General features: G+C 45.6%; 29 protein-coding genes. All 29 read left to right on the forward strand.

Features of this window, described 5'->3' with window-relative positions; genetic code table 11:
* Nucleotides 1-125: elongation factor Tu (gene tuf, locus IT393_11325; GenBank protein MCC7203234.1), on the forward strand; the 125-nt coding region annotated here is incomplete at its 5' end.
* Nucleotides 126-230: 105 nt separating this feature from the next.
* The gene (gene rpsJ, locus IT393_11330; protein MCC7203235.1) at nt 231-542 is read left to right on the forward strand and encodes a 30S ribosomal protein S10; all 312 of its coding nucleotides are present in this window, start codon (nt 231-233) and stop codon (nt 540-542) included.
* Between the two features lie 49 nt (nt 543-591).
* Nucleotides 592-1224, forward strand: a complete 633-nt coding sequence (gene rplC / locus IT393_11335) for a 50S ribosomal protein L3 (protein MCC7203236.1) — start codon at nt 592-594, stop codon at nt 1222-1224.
* Nucleotides 1225-1250: 26 nt separating this feature from the next.
* Entirely contained in the window at nt 1251-1871 is a 621-nt protein-coding gene (gene rplD, locus IT393_11340) for a 50S ribosomal protein L4 (protein MCC7203237.1), read from the forward strand.
* 2 nt (nt 1872-1873) lie between these two features.
* Complete coding sequence (rplW, locus tag IT393_11345; protein ID MCC7203238.1) at nt 1874-2161, forward strand: 50S ribosomal protein L23; 288 nt, start codon at nt 1874-1876, stop codon at nt 2159-2161.
* A 3-nt stretch (nt 2162-2164) separates the two neighbouring features.
* Nucleotides 2165-2986 (forward strand): 50S ribosomal protein L2, encoded by an 822-nt coding sequence (gene rplB, locus IT393_11350; GenBank protein MCC7203239.1) that lies wholly within the window; start codon nt 2165-2167, stop codon nt 2984-2986.
* Nucleotides 2987-2991: 5 nt separating this feature from the next.
* The gene (gene rpsS, locus IT393_11355; protein ID MCC7203240.1) at nt 2992-3279 is read left to right on the forward strand and encodes a 30S ribosomal protein S19; all 288 of its coding nucleotides are present in this window, start codon (nt 2992-2994) and stop codon (nt 3277-3279) included.
* A 32-nt stretch (nt 3280-3311) separates the two neighbouring features.
* Complete coding sequence (gene rplV, locus IT393_11360) at nt 3312-3662, forward strand: 50S ribosomal protein L22 (GenBank protein MCC7203241.1); 351 nt, start codon at nt 3312-3314, stop codon at nt 3660-3662.
* Between the two features lie 31 nt (nt 3663-3693).
* The gene (gene rpsC / locus IT393_11365) at nt 3694-4350 is read left to right on the forward strand and encodes a 30S ribosomal protein S3 (GenBank protein ID MCC7203242.1); all 657 of its coding nucleotides are present in this window, start codon (nt 3694-3696) and stop codon (nt 4348-4350) included.
* The gene (rplP, locus tag IT393_11370; protein MCC7203243.1) at nt 4337-4756 is read left to right on the forward strand and encodes a 50S ribosomal protein L16; all 420 of its coding nucleotides are present in this window, start codon (nt 4337-4339) and stop codon (nt 4754-4756) included. The genes rpsC and rplP overlap by 14 nt, the downstream gene beginning before the upstream one ends.
* A complete protein-coding gene (gene rpmC, locus IT393_11375) occupies nt 4753-4950 on the forward strand; it encodes a 50S ribosomal protein L29 (protein ID MCC7203244.1) in 198 nt (65 codons plus the stop codon). Before rplP ends, rpmC begins: the two co-directional genes overlap by 4 nt.
* Nucleotides 4950-5213 carry a 30S ribosomal protein S17 gene (gene rpsQ / locus IT393_11380; protein MCC7203245.1) on the forward strand — a complete coding sequence of 88 codons (264 nt, stop codon included), beginning with the start codon at nt 4950-4952 and terminating at the stop codon, nt 5211-5213. The genes rpmC and rpsQ overlap by 1 nt, the downstream gene beginning before the upstream one ends.
* An 8-nt stretch (nt 5214-5221) precedes the next feature.
* On the forward strand, nt 5222-5590 hold the full coding sequence (gene rplN, locus IT393_11385; protein ID MCC7203246.1) for a 50S ribosomal protein L14: 369 nt from the start codon (nt 5222-5224) through the stop codon (nt 5588-5590).
* A complete protein-coding gene (locus tag IT393_11390) occupies nt 5590-5910 on the forward strand; it encodes a 50S ribosomal protein L24 (protein MCC7203247.1) in 321 nt (106 codons plus the stop codon). The genes rplN and IT393_11390 overlap by 1 nt, the downstream gene beginning before the upstream one ends.
* A 30-nt stretch (nt 5911-5940) precedes the next feature.
* Nucleotides 5941-6507, forward strand: a complete 567-nt coding sequence (gene rplE, locus IT393_11395; GenBank protein MCC7203248.1) for a 50S ribosomal protein L5 — start codon at nt 5941-5943, stop codon at nt 6505-6507.
* 19 nt (nt 6508-6526) lie between these two features.
* The gene (locus IT393_11400; GenBank protein ID MCC7203249.1) at nt 6527-6712 is read left to right on the forward strand and encodes a type Z 30S ribosomal protein S14; all 186 of its coding nucleotides are present in this window, start codon (nt 6527-6529) and stop codon (nt 6710-6712) included.
* Between the two features lie 16 nt (nt 6713-6728).
* Nucleotides 6729-7127, forward strand: a complete 399-nt coding sequence (gene rpsH, locus IT393_11405) for a 30S ribosomal protein S8 (GenBank protein ID MCC7203250.1) — start codon at nt 6729-6731, stop codon at nt 7125-7127.
* A gap of 21 nt (nt 7128-7148) precedes the next feature.
* The gene (gene rplF / locus IT393_11410; GenBank protein MCC7203251.1) at nt 7149-7688 is read left to right on the forward strand and encodes a 50S ribosomal protein L6; all 540 of its coding nucleotides are present in this window, start codon (nt 7149-7151) and stop codon (nt 7686-7688) included.
* A 5-nt stretch (nt 7689-7693) separates the two neighbouring features.
* Nucleotides 7694-8047: a 50S ribosomal protein L18 gene (gene rplR / locus IT393_11415; GenBank protein MCC7203252.1), complete on the forward strand. Its 354-nt coding sequence runs from the start codon at nt 7694-7696 to the stop codon at nt 8045-8047.
* Between the two features lie 26 nt (nt 8048-8073).
* Nucleotides 8074-8571, forward strand: coding sequence for a 30S ribosomal protein S5 (rpsE, locus tag IT393_11420; protein MCC7203253.1), 498 nt, complete (start codon nt 8074-8076; stop codon nt 8569-8571).
* 36 nt (nt 8572-8607) lie between these two features.
* Entirely contained in the window at nt 8608-8799 is a 192-nt protein-coding gene (gene rpmD / locus IT393_11425; GenBank protein MCC7203254.1) for a 50S ribosomal protein L30, read from the forward strand.
* Nucleotides 8789-9232 (forward strand): 50S ribosomal protein L15, encoded by a 444-nt coding sequence (rplO, locus tag IT393_11430; protein MCC7203255.1) that lies wholly within the window; start codon nt 8789-8791, stop codon nt 9230-9232. The genes rpmD and rplO overlap by 11 nt, the downstream gene beginning before the upstream one ends.
* Nucleotides 9233-10549: a preprotein translocase subunit SecY gene (secY, locus tag IT393_11435; GenBank protein ID MCC7203256.1), complete on the forward strand. Its 1317-nt coding sequence runs from the start codon at nt 9233-9235 to the stop codon at nt 10547-10549.
* A 14-nt stretch (nt 10550-10563) separates the two neighbouring features.
* On the forward strand, nt 10564-11202 hold the full coding sequence (locus IT393_11440; GenBank protein MCC7203257.1) for an adenylate kinase: 639 nt from the start codon (nt 10564-10566) through the stop codon (nt 11200-11202).
* A 3-nt stretch (nt 11203-11205) separates the two neighbouring features.
* Nucleotides 11206-11952 (forward strand): type I methionyl aminopeptidase, encoded by a 747-nt coding sequence (gene map / locus IT393_11445; GenBank protein MCC7203258.1) that lies wholly within the window; start codon nt 11206-11208, stop codon nt 11950-11952.
* Between the two features lie 45 nt (nt 11953-11997).
* A complete protein-coding gene (infA, locus tag IT393_11450; protein MCC7203259.1) occupies nt 11998-12216 on the forward strand; it encodes a translation initiation factor IF-1 in 219 nt (72 codons plus the stop codon).
* Between the two features lie 23 nt (nt 12217-12239).
* Entirely contained in the window at nt 12240-12353 is a 114-nt protein-coding gene (rpmJ, locus tag IT393_11455) for a 50S ribosomal protein L36 (protein MCC7203260.1), read from the forward strand.
* Between the two features lie 55 nt (nt 12354-12408).
* Nucleotides 12409-12786, forward strand: a complete 378-nt coding sequence (gene rpsM / locus IT393_11460) for a 30S ribosomal protein S13 (protein ID MCC7203261.1) — start codon at nt 12409-12411, stop codon at nt 12784-12786.
* Nucleotides 12787-12796: 10 nt separating this feature from the next.
* On the forward strand, nt 12797-13180 hold the full coding sequence (rpsK, locus tag IT393_11465; GenBank protein MCC7203262.1) for a 30S ribosomal protein S11: 384 nt from the start codon (nt 12797-12799) through the stop codon (nt 13178-13180).
* Nucleotides 13181-13185: the final 5 nt, after the last annotated feature.

The raw sequence follows: 13185 nt of genomic DNA on the forward strand, positions 1-13185 counted from the left end.
GGGACAATATAACGGTGGAAGGTGATTTGATAACGCCAATAGCGATGTCCGAGGGGTTGAGGTTTGCAGTGCGTGAGGGCGGCAAGACAGTGGGCGCAGGGGTTATAACAAAGGTAATTGAGTAGAAAGAAGGCTGAAGGTTAGGAAGGCTGAAGACTGAAGGGTAATGTACCTTCTTCCTTCAGTCTTCTACCTTCCTCACCTTCAGTCTATTCTTAAAGGAACTTAAAATGGCAATGGGTCAGAAGATTAGGATACGGTTAAAGGGGTATGATTATAAACTGCTTGATCAGTCTGCGGCTGAGATCGTAGATACAGCGAAGAGGACAGGAGCCAGGGTATCAGGTCCGATCCCCCTCCCTACGAGCATAAACAAGTTTACAGTTCTCAGATCGCCTCATGTAGACAAAAAGTCGAGAGAGCAATTTGAAATGCGGACGCATAAGAGGCTTATTGACATTTATGAACCTACTCCTGAGACAGCGGATGCATTGATGAAGCTGGATATATCTGCAGGCGTTGATGTGGAGATAAAATTATAATAATTGGCTGATATCTGGTCAGCATGAACTAAGAAAGACAGAACTCAAAATGATTAATGGATTGATTGGAATAAAACATGGTATGACGCAGATATTTTCAGCAGATGGCCGCGTAATACCCGTGACAGTGGTTGAAGCCGGACCATGCAGGGTAATAAGAAAGAAGACTGTTGAAAAGGATGGTTATGAGTCTGCTCAGGTGTCCTTCAAAGATGCCAAAGAGAAGCATTTGACAAAAGCGGTCCTGGGGCATTTCAGGAAAAACAAGGTGACGCCTTCAAGATATATAACTGAATTTGGCGGTGATATGTCTGCGCTGACCCCAGGGCAGGAGCTTACAGTGGAGATATTTCAGGAAGGTGATGTGGTGGATGTAAGCGGAGTCACCAAGGGCAAGGGTTTTCAGGGGGTTGTAAAGAGGCATAAATTTGCAGGCGGCCCGGCAACTCATGGATCTATGTTTCACAGGGCTCCTGGATCAATCGGAAGCAGTGCTTATCCATCAAGGGTCAGAAAGAACAAAAGGCTTCCGGGGCACATGGGGAACAAGAGGCGTACGGTGCAGAATCTTGAGGTTGTTGGCGTGCGAAAAGAAGATAACCTGCTTTTAATAAGGGGGGCTATTCCCGGAAGCAAGGGATCGCTCGTATACGTAAAGAAGGCCGTCAAGGCGGGTAAATAATCAGAAAAGTGAGTGTGGGTGATAAGATGCAAGTGCCGGTAGTGGATCTGAACAATAATGTGGTTGGTAATGTAAGTCTTGATGATAAGATATTTGGTATTCCTGTAAACAGGGCGCTCCTTCATGAAGCAGTGACGCTGTCATTAAATAATCAGCGGCAGGGGACTCATGAGACCAAGACAAGGGCTGATGTCAGCGGCGGCGGGAAAAAGCCATGGAAGCAAAAGGGGTCAGGCAGGGCCAGATCCGGTTCTTCAAGATCTCCTGTCTGGAGGAGCGGTGGTATTGTGTTTGGTCCGCATCAGCGTGACTACTCCTATAGCATGCCAAGGAAGAAGGGCAGGCTTGCGTTGTTCAGTGCCCTTTCATCAAAACTAAAGGATAATAATCTTGTAGTAATTGATTCTTTTGGCATCAAGGATGGAAAGACCAGGGAGGTCGTATCACTTTTGCGCAGGCTGAATGTATCAGACAGCACCCTGATTGTATGTGATGCCGGGAATGAGGCTCTATACAGGGGTGGGCGCAATGTAGCTGGAGTTGCTGTTATTGATGTTGAGCAAATTAATGTCTACGATCTTTTAAAATTCAAGAACCTTATTATCACGAAGGATTGTATTGAGAAAGTGGCTGAGGTGTGGTCGTGAATATTGATATCCATGATATAATATGCTATCCGATTATTACGGAGCGCAGTACAGTGCTTCGTGAGGAGATGAATAAGGTGCTGTTTGTTGTGAATGCCAGGGCGAATAAAATACAGGTAAAGCAAGCGGTTGAAGAATTGCTTAAAGTAAAGGTTGAGAAAATAAACCTGATCAGTGTGCATGGGAAAAAGAAGCGGCTTGGCAAGTTTGAGGGTGTCCGGCCCGGAAGGAAAAAGGCAATTGTAACCCTGAAAAAAGGGGAAAAACTCGAAATATTTGAGGGCGCGTAAGTTATGGGGCTGAAAAAATTTAAACCAACATCTCCAGGAGTAAGGGGAAAGACAAGTCTTACATTTGATGAGATAACCAGGTCAAAGCCTGAGAAATCGCTTGTATCATCAAAGCAGCAGCATGGTGGCAGGAATAATAACGGTCATATCACCGCTGATCATAAGGGGGGCGGTCATAGAAAGCTTTATCGTCAGATTGACTTTAAACGGGACAAGACAGCAGTCCCGGCAAAGGTTGCTGCTATTGAATATGATCCGAACAGGACTGCCCGGATCGCTTTATTGCATTACACAGACGGAGAAAAGAGATACATCATTGCTCCGGAAGGTTTGAGGGTGGGCGATCTCGTAAGCTCTGGTCCGGACAGCGAGATCAGGGTGGGAAATGCCCTTCCTCTGGCAAATATACCGCTGGGTACGGTTGTTCATAATGTGGAGTTGATGCCTGGCAGGGGTGCAAGACTGGCAAGAAGTGCAGGTGCAGCAGTTCAGTTGATGGCCAGGGATGGTGATTACGCGACAATCAGAATGGGGTCCGGTGAGATAAGGATGGTTAATTCGAGGTGTATGGCAACGCTTGGTCAGGTCGGAAATGTTGAGCATTTTAATGTTTCCATAGGAAAGGCCGGCAGGTCACGTTGGCTTGGAAAGAGGCCTCATGTGAGAGGTGTTGCAATGAACCCTGTGGATCATCCTCATGGTGGAGGCGAGGGTAAGACATCAGGGGGAAGGCATCCGTGTACCCCGTGGGGCAAACCGACCAAGGGTTATAAGACGCGCAGGAATAAGACTACTGGTAAATTGATTATAAAGCGGAGGAAGTAAGGTAAATGGCACGTTCCATCAAAAAAGGACCTTTTATAGACTCTCATCTTTCAAAAAAGATTGAGGTGATGAATCAGGCAGGTGAGAAGAAGATAATCAAGACATGGTCAAGAAGGTCAACTATAATCCCTGAAATGATAGGCCATACTATAGCTGTGCACAACGGAAAGAAATTTATTCCTGTCTATGTAACTGAGAATATGATCGGTCACAAGCTTGGAGAATTTTCCCCCACGAGGACGTTTAAGGCGCACTCCGGCGCCAAGACAGAGAAATCTACTGCATTAAAATAACAGGGTTATAAGACAGGGGAGTCGTAAACTATATGGAAGCGAAGGCTATATTAAGATATGCAAGGGTGGCGCCAAGGAAGGCAAGGCGCGTTATGAATCTTGTCCGCGGCAAAGATGTCGGTGAGGCGCTGAATATTCTCAAGTTCCTGCCGCAGCATGCGTCATTTACGATAGATAAGGTGCTCAAATCTGCTATAGCAAATGCGAAGCAAAAAAACATCGGAGATGTGGATGACCTGATCATTAGCAGCGCATATGTGGACCATGGACCGGCGCTAAAGAGGTTTAAGGCAGGACCAATGGGGCGTGGCATGAGCAGAAAGCGTCATATGAGTCATATAACTGTAGTGTTGTCTCCTAAAGAGGCAGTAAAAAGGCATTAATAAAACGTATTAAGTAAGGGAGGGGGTCAGCTTGGGACAGAAGGTTCATCCGGTTGGGTTCAGATTGGGATATATTAAGTCATGGCAATCCAGGTGGTATGCAGAGCGCGGGTATGCTGCATTACTGCATGAGGACCTTAAGGTGAGAAGACTTGTCAAGAGTAAGCTGGCTCACGCAGGTGTTTCCACTATAGGCATTGAACGTTCTACCCAGACTGCAAAGGTTAATATTCATACGGCCAGGCCCGGAATCATTATAGGAAGAAAAGGGGCTGAGGTTGAAAAGTTGAAAAAGGACCTGGAGGCGCTTACTGGCAAGCAGGTCTTTGTAAATATACTTGAGATAAAGAAACCGGAGATTGACTCACAGCTTGTTGCAGAAAATATCGCATCGCAACTGGTGAAGAGGATTGCCTTCAGAAGGGCAATGAAAAAGAGCGTTGCTTCTGCCATGAGGTTTGGTGCGCAGGGGATAAAGATACAATGTTCAGGCCGTCTTGCCGGCTCAGAGATTGCGAGGACAGAATGGTACCGTGAAGGTCAGGTACCACTGCACACCCTCAGGGCTGACATTGATTATGGATTTGCAGAGGCAAAGACTACATATGGGCAGATTGGCATTAAGGTATGGATCTACAAGGGAGAGGTACTTTCTGACAGGGAGGATATAGCAGGTGTTAGCGCCTAAGAAGATAAAACACAGGAAGCGTCACAAGGGACGCACTAACGGCAAGGCGACGAGAGGGGCTGACCTTAGTTTTGGAACATTTGGCCTTAAGACTCTGGAGCCTGGGCTTATTACGGCAAGGCAGATAGAGGCTGCCCGTATTGCTATAACAAGGCACGTCAAGCGCGGCGGAAGGGTATGGATAAGGATATTTCCCGATAAGCCTGTAACCAAGAAGCCGGCTGAGACGAGGATGGGAAAAGGCAAGGGGCCTGTTGAAGGATGGGTTGCAGTCGTGCTTCCCGGGCGCATATTATATGAGATGGATGGTGTTACAAAAGAGATTGCCAAAGAGGCATTGAGGCTTGCGTCACATAAGCTGCCTGTAGCGACTAAATTTATTGAAAGAGGCGGGGAGGTCATATGAAACTGAAAGAGATGCTCGGCGCCACCCTGGAGGAGCTCGCAGGACGTGAGACAGAATTGAAAAGAGAGATGTTTAATCTTAGATTCCAGCAGGCTGTTGGCGGAAGTCTTGAGAATCCAATGCGCATCAGAAACGTAAGGAAGGAAATTGCGAGGCTTAAGACTGTGGTTCAGCAGAGGAAGGCGGAGGGGTAATGGCTGTAAAGAGGCGGAAAGAATTCGTGGGCCGGGTGATAAGTGACAGGATGAACAAGACGGTGACCGTGCTTGTTGAAAATCTGTACAGGCACCCGACATATGGAAAGATAGTTAAAAGGCGGATGAAATTCAAGGCACATGATGAAGATAACAAGTGTCACACAGGCGATAAGGTAAAGATTATTGAGACAAGGCCTATAAGCAAAGATAAGCATTGGGCAGTTATTGACATACTTGAAAGCAGTCAGGCAGGGGAATAGGAACTAACATGATTCAGCCAAGGACAATATTAGAAGTCGCGGATAACTCAGGTGCAAAGAAGGTTATGTGTGTAAGGGTAATGGGCGGATCCAATAAAAGGTATGCCGGCATCGGCGATGTCATCGTTGTAAGTGTTAAAGAGGCGATCCCGGATGGAACTGCAAAGAAAGGCCAGGTTGCCAAGGCTGTAGTTGTAAGGTCAGTAGACAGCCTTCGCCGTGACGATGGTTCTTATATCAGATTTGACAAGAATGCTGCGGTTCTTATCAATGCCCAGGGCGAACCGGTAGGCACTAGAATCTTCGGCCCCGTGGCCAGAGAGCTAAGGTGGAAGAAATTCATGAAAATTATTTCTCTTGCTCCGGAGGTGGTCTGATGCAGTTAAGAATCAGGAAAGGTGACACAGTTGAGGCCATTTATGGAAAAGAAAAAGGCAAGAGGGGCAAGGTCCTCAGGGTGTTGTCATCAAAGGGGAGCAGATTTGTGCTCGTCGAGAAGCTCAATATGATAAAAAAACATATGAAGCCTTCACAAAAGATCAAAGAGGGCGGCATACTTGAACGGGAAGGACCGTTGCATATATCCAACGTATCCATGGTTTGTCCAAAATGCAGCAAGGCTACAAGGGTAGGAATGCAGGCAGGTGATGATAAGAAGATGCGTTATTGTAAGAAGTGCAGGGAGATAATAGATTAGTTAACTTTTTTTGTTGAATAAAGGTACATTATGGGAAAAGGTGAAGCAAAAAAGAGTCAGCCAAGATTAAAGGAAAAATATCAAAAGGAGGTTGTTCTCGCACTGATTCAGGAGTTTTCTTACGAAAATCCCGTTCAGGCGCCTCATATTGAAAAGATTATAATCAATGCAGGTATTGGTGAGGCTGTTCAGAATGTTAAATTGCTGGATGGGGTAGTTGAAGAACTGAAACAGATTTGCGGACAGCAGCCACTTGTCAGGAAGTCAAAGAAGGCTATAGCGACTTTCAAGCTTCGCGCCGGGATGCCTATAGGTTGCAAGGTTACCCTCAGGGGCGACAGGATGTACGAGTTTCTTGACAGATTAATCAGCATTGCATTACCCAGGATAAGGGACTTCAGGGGGATTAACGGAAATGCATTTGATGGGCAGGGAAATTATACCCTTGGTTTAAAAGAGCAGATCATCTTCCCTGAAATTAAGTATGAGTCTGTAACATTCGTACATGGCTTTGACATTACAATAGTTACAAGCGCAGTAAATGACAATGAGGGTAAGGCTTTATTGAAGATGATGGGTATGCCGTTCAGAAATTAAAGTAACTGATGGAGGGAATGTGGCAAAGAAGTCTCTGATAGCAAAATCAAAACTGGAACCCAGGTTTAAGGTTCGAAAGTATAACAGGTGTCCGTTGTGCGGGCGGGCGAGGGCATTTTTACGGAAATTTCAGATGTGCCGTATATGTTTCAGGTCTCACAGCCTCCTGGGTGAAATTCCGGGAGTAATCAAGTCGAGCTGGTAGAAGGAGCGATTAAATTATGGTAATGACAGATCCTATAGCAGACATGCTGACAAGAATAAGAAATGCGAGTAACCAAAAGCATTCTGTGGTTGAAATACCATTGTCCAAACTGAAACTTGAGATGGCAAGGATTCTCAAGGAAAGTGGTTTTGTTTCGGGTTATAGTGTTGACGGAGATGGAATAGACAGGAAGATCTCTGTTCATTTGAAGTATAGCAGGAATGACATTCCGGTACTTACTGGTATTAAGCGGGTCAGTAAACCGGGGTGCAGGGTTTATGTGGGCAAAGATGAGATTCCGCGCGTTGTGGGCGGGATCGGAGTTGCCATACTTTCGACATCCAGAGGGCTTCTGTCAGACAGGGAAGCACGGAGAGACGAGGTTGGCGGTGAACTGTTGTGTTATGTCTGGTAACAATATCAAGGGGTAAATAACGTGTCAAGGATTGGCAAGAAACCTATAGTAATCCCCAAAGGGGTGGAAGTCAGGATAGAAAGTAATATAGTGTCTGTTAAGGGGCCAAAGGGAAATTTACAAAAGGCATTCTCAGGAGACGTGAATATTTCGAAGGATGACGGTAATATCTCAGTTGCCGCTTGCGGCAATGAAAAACACTACAGATCTCTTCACGGACTTACACGGACACTTATATCCAATATGATAGAAGGTGTAACCAATGGATATGAGAAGGTGCTTGAAATTAGCGGTGTTGGTTATAAATCAGCGCTGCAGGGCAGGAATATCATGCTGAATTTGGGTTACTCTCATCAGGTTACTTTTCCGCTTCCTGCAGGCATAGATGCCACTATTGACAAACAGACTGTAATTACACTTAAGGGGTCTGATAAGGAGTTGCTGGGGCAGGTTGCCGCAAATATACGTGGAATGCGCATGCCAGAACCTTATAAGGGCAAGGGTATTAAATATAAGAGTGAACGCATACTTAGAAAAGCCGGGAAGACCGGTAAGAAATAGGGAGGATTAAGTTGTCTAAAGCAGATTCAAGGGAGAAGAGGCATAACAGGGTCAGGAAAAAGATCAGCGGAACAGAGGAGAGGCCAAGGCTGAGCGTATACAAGAGTAACCGCTTTATCTATGCCCAGCTGATTGATGACATGAAAGGTCACACCCTTGTTAGCGCATCCTCCATAGAGGAAGCGCTGCGAAGTGGCAATGTAAATTGTGAACTCTCAAAGAAGGTTGGCCTGTTGATAGGAAAACGGGCAGTGGAGCGCGGTATAAAAGCGGTTGTCTTTGATCGCAGCGGCTACAGGTATCATGGTAATATTAAGTCCCTGGCAGAAGGCGCCAGAGAAGGCGGACTGGAATTTTAATGCACTGTATTTGTTAGGGGGGGGTCTTGAAGAAGATTAATGCGGACGAACTTACTTTAAAAGATAAGGTTGTTTACATAAACAGAGTTGCCAAAGTGGTTAAAGGCGGGAGGAGATTCAGCTTCAGCGCACTCGTTGTGATAGGCGACGAGAATGGTTGCGTGGGATTTGGCAAGGGCAAGGCTTCCGAAGTCCCGGAAGCTATACGCAAGGCAATGGAGCATGCCAAAAAGAATCTTGTAAAATTTCCTTTATCTAATGCAACTGTACCGCATGAAATAATCGGACGTTTCGGCGCCGAGTCTGTGGTCATCAGACCTGCCTCATCAGGTACAGGGATAATTGCAGGAGGGGCTGTCAGGGCAATGATGGAGGTCGCAGGAGTGCAAAACGTATTGTGCAAGTCCCTTGGCAGTGGCAATCCTTTTAATGTGGTACGTGCAACTATAGAGGGTTTGAAATCATTACGTATACCTGAAGATGTGCTGAAAATGCGCGAGACTAAATCAGAGAGTGCATGCTGATCTGATTAAATAACCTCTGAATTTCCGGAGAATATAATGAAAAAGATTGCGATAAGGCAGGTCAGGAGCGGGATAGGGACTCCTGTAAAACAAAGGTTAGTTATTAAAGGATTGGGTTTAAGGCGAATAGGGCACACTGTTATGCGGGACGATACACCTGAAACAAGAGGTATGGTCTGGAAGATCAGGCATCTTGTAGAGGTGGTGGAGGGGGCCGATGAAGCTTAATGAATTAGGACCTGCAAAGGGTGCTAAAAAGAAACGCAAGATTGTTGGCAGGGGGCCCGGTTCAGGCCATGGCAAGACTTCTGCAAAGGGACACAAGGGACAGCTTGCCCGTTCCGGTGGGGGGAAGGGGCCTGGTTTTGAAGGCGGTCAGATGCCGCTTCAGAGGAGACTGATCAAAAGGGGGTTTAAGAATCCCTTTAAGATAAAATATGATGTGGTTAATCTTGATACTCTTGATAAGTATTTTAAGGCTGGTGAAACCGTTACTCCGGATACCCTTTCTGGAAAGGGTATAGTTAAAAGATCTGCAGATGCCATAAAAATCCTCAGCCGCGGAGAGATAAACAAGCCGCTGCTGGTAAAGGCCAATAAATTCAGCAGGAAGGCTATTGAGATGATCCAGAGCGCCGGTGGAACTGCAGAGGTAATTTAAGTGTTTGAAAGAATCGTCAATAGTATTAAAAATGTCTTAAAAATTGAAGAGCTCAGGAGCAGAATCCTCTTTACATTCGGACTACTCGCTATATACCGTCTTGGTGCTCACACGCCTACCCCTGGTATTGATGGCTCTGCATTAAGTAAGTTTCTGCAGGAAAAAGGCGGAGCACTGATGGGATTTTTTGATATATTCTCAGGTGGCGCCCTCTCAAAACTTTCGATATTTGCACTTGGTATTATGCCGTATATTTCGGCATCAATCATTCTGCAACTGCTTACTGTAGTCATTCCTACACTGGCAAACCTTGCCAAGGAAGGAGAGAGCGGACGGCGTACAATTACGCAATATACAAGATATTTGACTGTTCTGATCAGTGTAATTCAGTCATTTGGAATTGCGGTCGGTATTGAAGGAATGCAAAATGGGATGTTCGTTACGTCCCCGGGCTGGTCGTTCCGTATTATGACTGTGCTGACACTAACTACAGGAACTATTTTTGTCATGTGGCTCGGTGAGCAAATTAATGAACGCGGTATTGGAAACGGCATATCAATCATTATCTTTGCAGGTATTATTGCCAATATTCCCAAAGCGGCGATTAATACCTTCAGGCTGTACGATGCTGGCCAGATCGGCACAATGCTGCTGATACTTGTTGGAGTCATGATATTGGTTGTTACTGCCGGTGTTGTATATATTGAGAGTGCAAAGAGGAAGATACCGGTACAGTATGCTAAAAGAGTTGTCGGGAGAAAGGTATATGGAGGCCAGAGCACCCATATACCGCTTAAACTGAACACAGCAGGTGTTATACCGCCTATTTTCGCATCGTCACTTATTGCTTTTCCTGCAATGGTTGCAGGATTTATTACAGTTCCGTGGGTTAATTCAATAGCCAATCAGTTTGCCCCCGGTTCTTTTCTGTACACATTTCTTTATGCCGTGCTTATAATATTCTTTTGTTATTTTTATACAGCCGTTGTTTTAAATCCCGTTGACATGGCAGATAACATGAAAAAGTACGGTGGTTTTATTCCTGGCATAAGACCCGGGCAGAGGACATCTGATTATATCTACAGAGTCATGTCAAGGCTGACGCTTGTTGGTGCTATCTATCTGACAGCTGTATCCATACTGCCAGAGCTGCTCGTCAGGTATGCAAATGTCCCTTTTTACTTTGGCGGCACATCCGTGCTGATAGTAATAGTCGTTGCAATGGATACCGCACAGCAGATTGAGACTCATATGATAAGCAGGAATTATGAAGGGTTTCTGAGAAAAGGGCGGGTCAAGAGTAAGGGGTCCTGGTAAACGGAGAATCTGAAATGAGATTTATATTGTTAGGACCTCCTGGTGTTGGCAAGGGTACGCAGGCATGGAAGCTTGCAGAGAAATACGGTATTCCGCAGATATCTACCGGGGATATGCTTCGAGGCGCCATACAGCAGGGAACTGAACTTGGTTTGAAAGCCCGATCATATATGGACAGCGGCAGTCTCGTGCCTGATGAGGTTGTTATTGGAATTGTGGAAGAGAGGCTTAAGATGAGTGACTGTGCTGCAGGCTGGATACTTGATGGATTTCCAAGGACTCTCCAGCAGGCTGGTGCATTGGATAAGGTGTTGAGCAGCATCAATTCAGGGATTGACCATGTCCTTAGTCTCGAAGTCAGGGAAGAAGAGGTCATAAAAAGGATCAGCGGAAGAAGAAGCTGTGAGGGCTGTCAGAAAACGTTTAATATTTACTTTAACATGCCCGGGAAAGACGGCATTTGTGACAACTGCGGCGGCAGGCTTGTTCAGAGAAAAGATGATATGGAAGAGACTGTACGGAACAGGATGAAGGTGTACAGGGAAAGTACGGCACCGCTTATTTCGTATTATAAAGGGCGCGGATATCTGAAGAGTATAGATGCTAATGGTGATATAGCAGGTGTATTTGATTTAATCTGTTCCGTGATTTAAAATATGATAATTATAAAGTCCCGGAAGGAGATTGAAAAGATCAGGGCATCCTGTATAATAGTTGCCCGGGCGCTTGAAGAGGTAAAGAAAAGGGTTAGTGCGGGGATCACAACTGGGGAATTAGACAGGATAGCAGAAGAGTATATTGTTAAAAATGGCGCTAAACCGGCATTTAAAGGATACAGGGGTTATCCGAGCGCGACGTGTATATCTGTAAATGATGAGATCGTACATGGGATACCATCTTACAGATGTTTAAAAGACGGCGATATCGTCAGCATTGATATCGGGGTTTTGCTTGACGGTTATTACGGTGATGCTGCGGTTACTGTGCCGGTTAACGGAATAGACAGTGAAAGCAAGCGGCTTCTGGAGGTAACTGAAGAGTCGCTGTACAAGGCATTAGATGTTGCAGTTGCAGGTAACAGGGTGTCTGATATCTCCTGTACCATTCAGGATTTTGTTGAGGGAGCGGGTTACTCTGTAGTAAGGGAATTTGTCGGGCATGGGATCGGGAGTTCTCTGCACGAAGATCCGCCGGTACCTAACTACGGTGAGAGGGGCAGGGGGCCCAGGTTGAAGGTCGGGATGGTACTGGCCATAGAGCCAATGGTTAACGCGGGCGGCTGTGAATTAAATATACTGGATAATGGCTGGACAGCAGTTACAAAGGATAAAAGCCGTTCAGCCCATTTTGAACATACTGTGGCGATTACAGAGGATGGCCATGAAATTTTGAGTATGCTATAATGTTTCAGATTCGGGATTAAAATAATATTTCCTTAGATCAGAGAGATGGCAAAAGAAGATTCAATTGAGGTGCAGGGTACAATAGTGGAGACACTGCCTAATGCAATGTTTAAAGTAACATTGGACAACGGACATAAAGTGCTGGCACATGTGTCAGGCAAGATGAGGATGCATTTTATAAAAATACTGCCTGGCGATAAGGTAACGATAGAGCTGTCACCATATGACCTGACAAGAGGGAGAATTGTATATCGCTTTAAGTAGCTGAGGAGAGAGGAGCTTTAGTAATGAAAGTCAGATCATCCATAAAAAAGATGTGCATTAAGTGCAAAATTATAAGACGAAGAGGGACGTTGAGGATTATTTGTTCTAACCCAAGACATAATCAGAGGCAGGGATAAAAAGCAATCATCTGAAGCCGCGGGAAGCCGGCTTTAATAAAGAGGGGATTATAAATTGGCAAGAATAGAAGGTGTGGATTTACCGGGTGTTAAAAGAGTGGAGGTAGGCCTTACTTACATATATGGCATTGGCCGGAACGCATCAAGAAGGATACTTGCTGCGGCAAATGTTGATTTGAATAAAAAGGTCAAAGACCTTACTGAGGAGGAAGTAGTTAAGATCAGGGACGAGATAGACAAGAATTTTACGGTCGAGGGTGACCTAAGGCGTAAGATTGCAATGAACATCAAGAGGCTTATTGATATCGGGAGTTACAGGGGAACTCGTCATAGAAGGGCACTTCCTCTGCGTGGTCAGAGAACGAGGACAAATGCGAGAACGAGAAAGGGACCACGCCGTACAATAGGTACAAAGAAGAAGGAAACAAAGTGAGGCTATAGAAATGGCGAAGAAGACACCGAAGAAAAAGGAAAAAAAGAATATTCAAACCGGAGTTGCCCATATTCAGGCATCTTTCAACAATACGATAGTTACTATTACGGATGTTGGCGGAAATGTTATTGTATGGTGCAGCGCCGGATCAGAAGGATTTAAGGGGTCAAGAAAGAGTACACCATTTGCTGCCCAGAAGGCAGCGGAGGCAGCTGCCAGGAAGGGCATGGAACATGGACTCCGGCATGTTGAGGTACTGGTTACAGGTCCAGGCGCAGGAAGGGAATCAGCAATAAGGGCTCTTCAGGCTGCAGGGTTAAAGATTAATGCAATTAAAGATGTTACACCTATTCCACATAATGGCTGCAGACCGCCAAAGCGTAGAAGGGTGTAGGAGGG

This window comes from Nitrospirota bacterium (genome assembly GCA_020851375.1).
In the GTDB taxonomy this organism is placed as follows: Bacteria; Nitrospirota; 9FT-COMBO-42-15; order HDB-SIOI813; family HDB-SIOI813; genus RBG-16-43-11.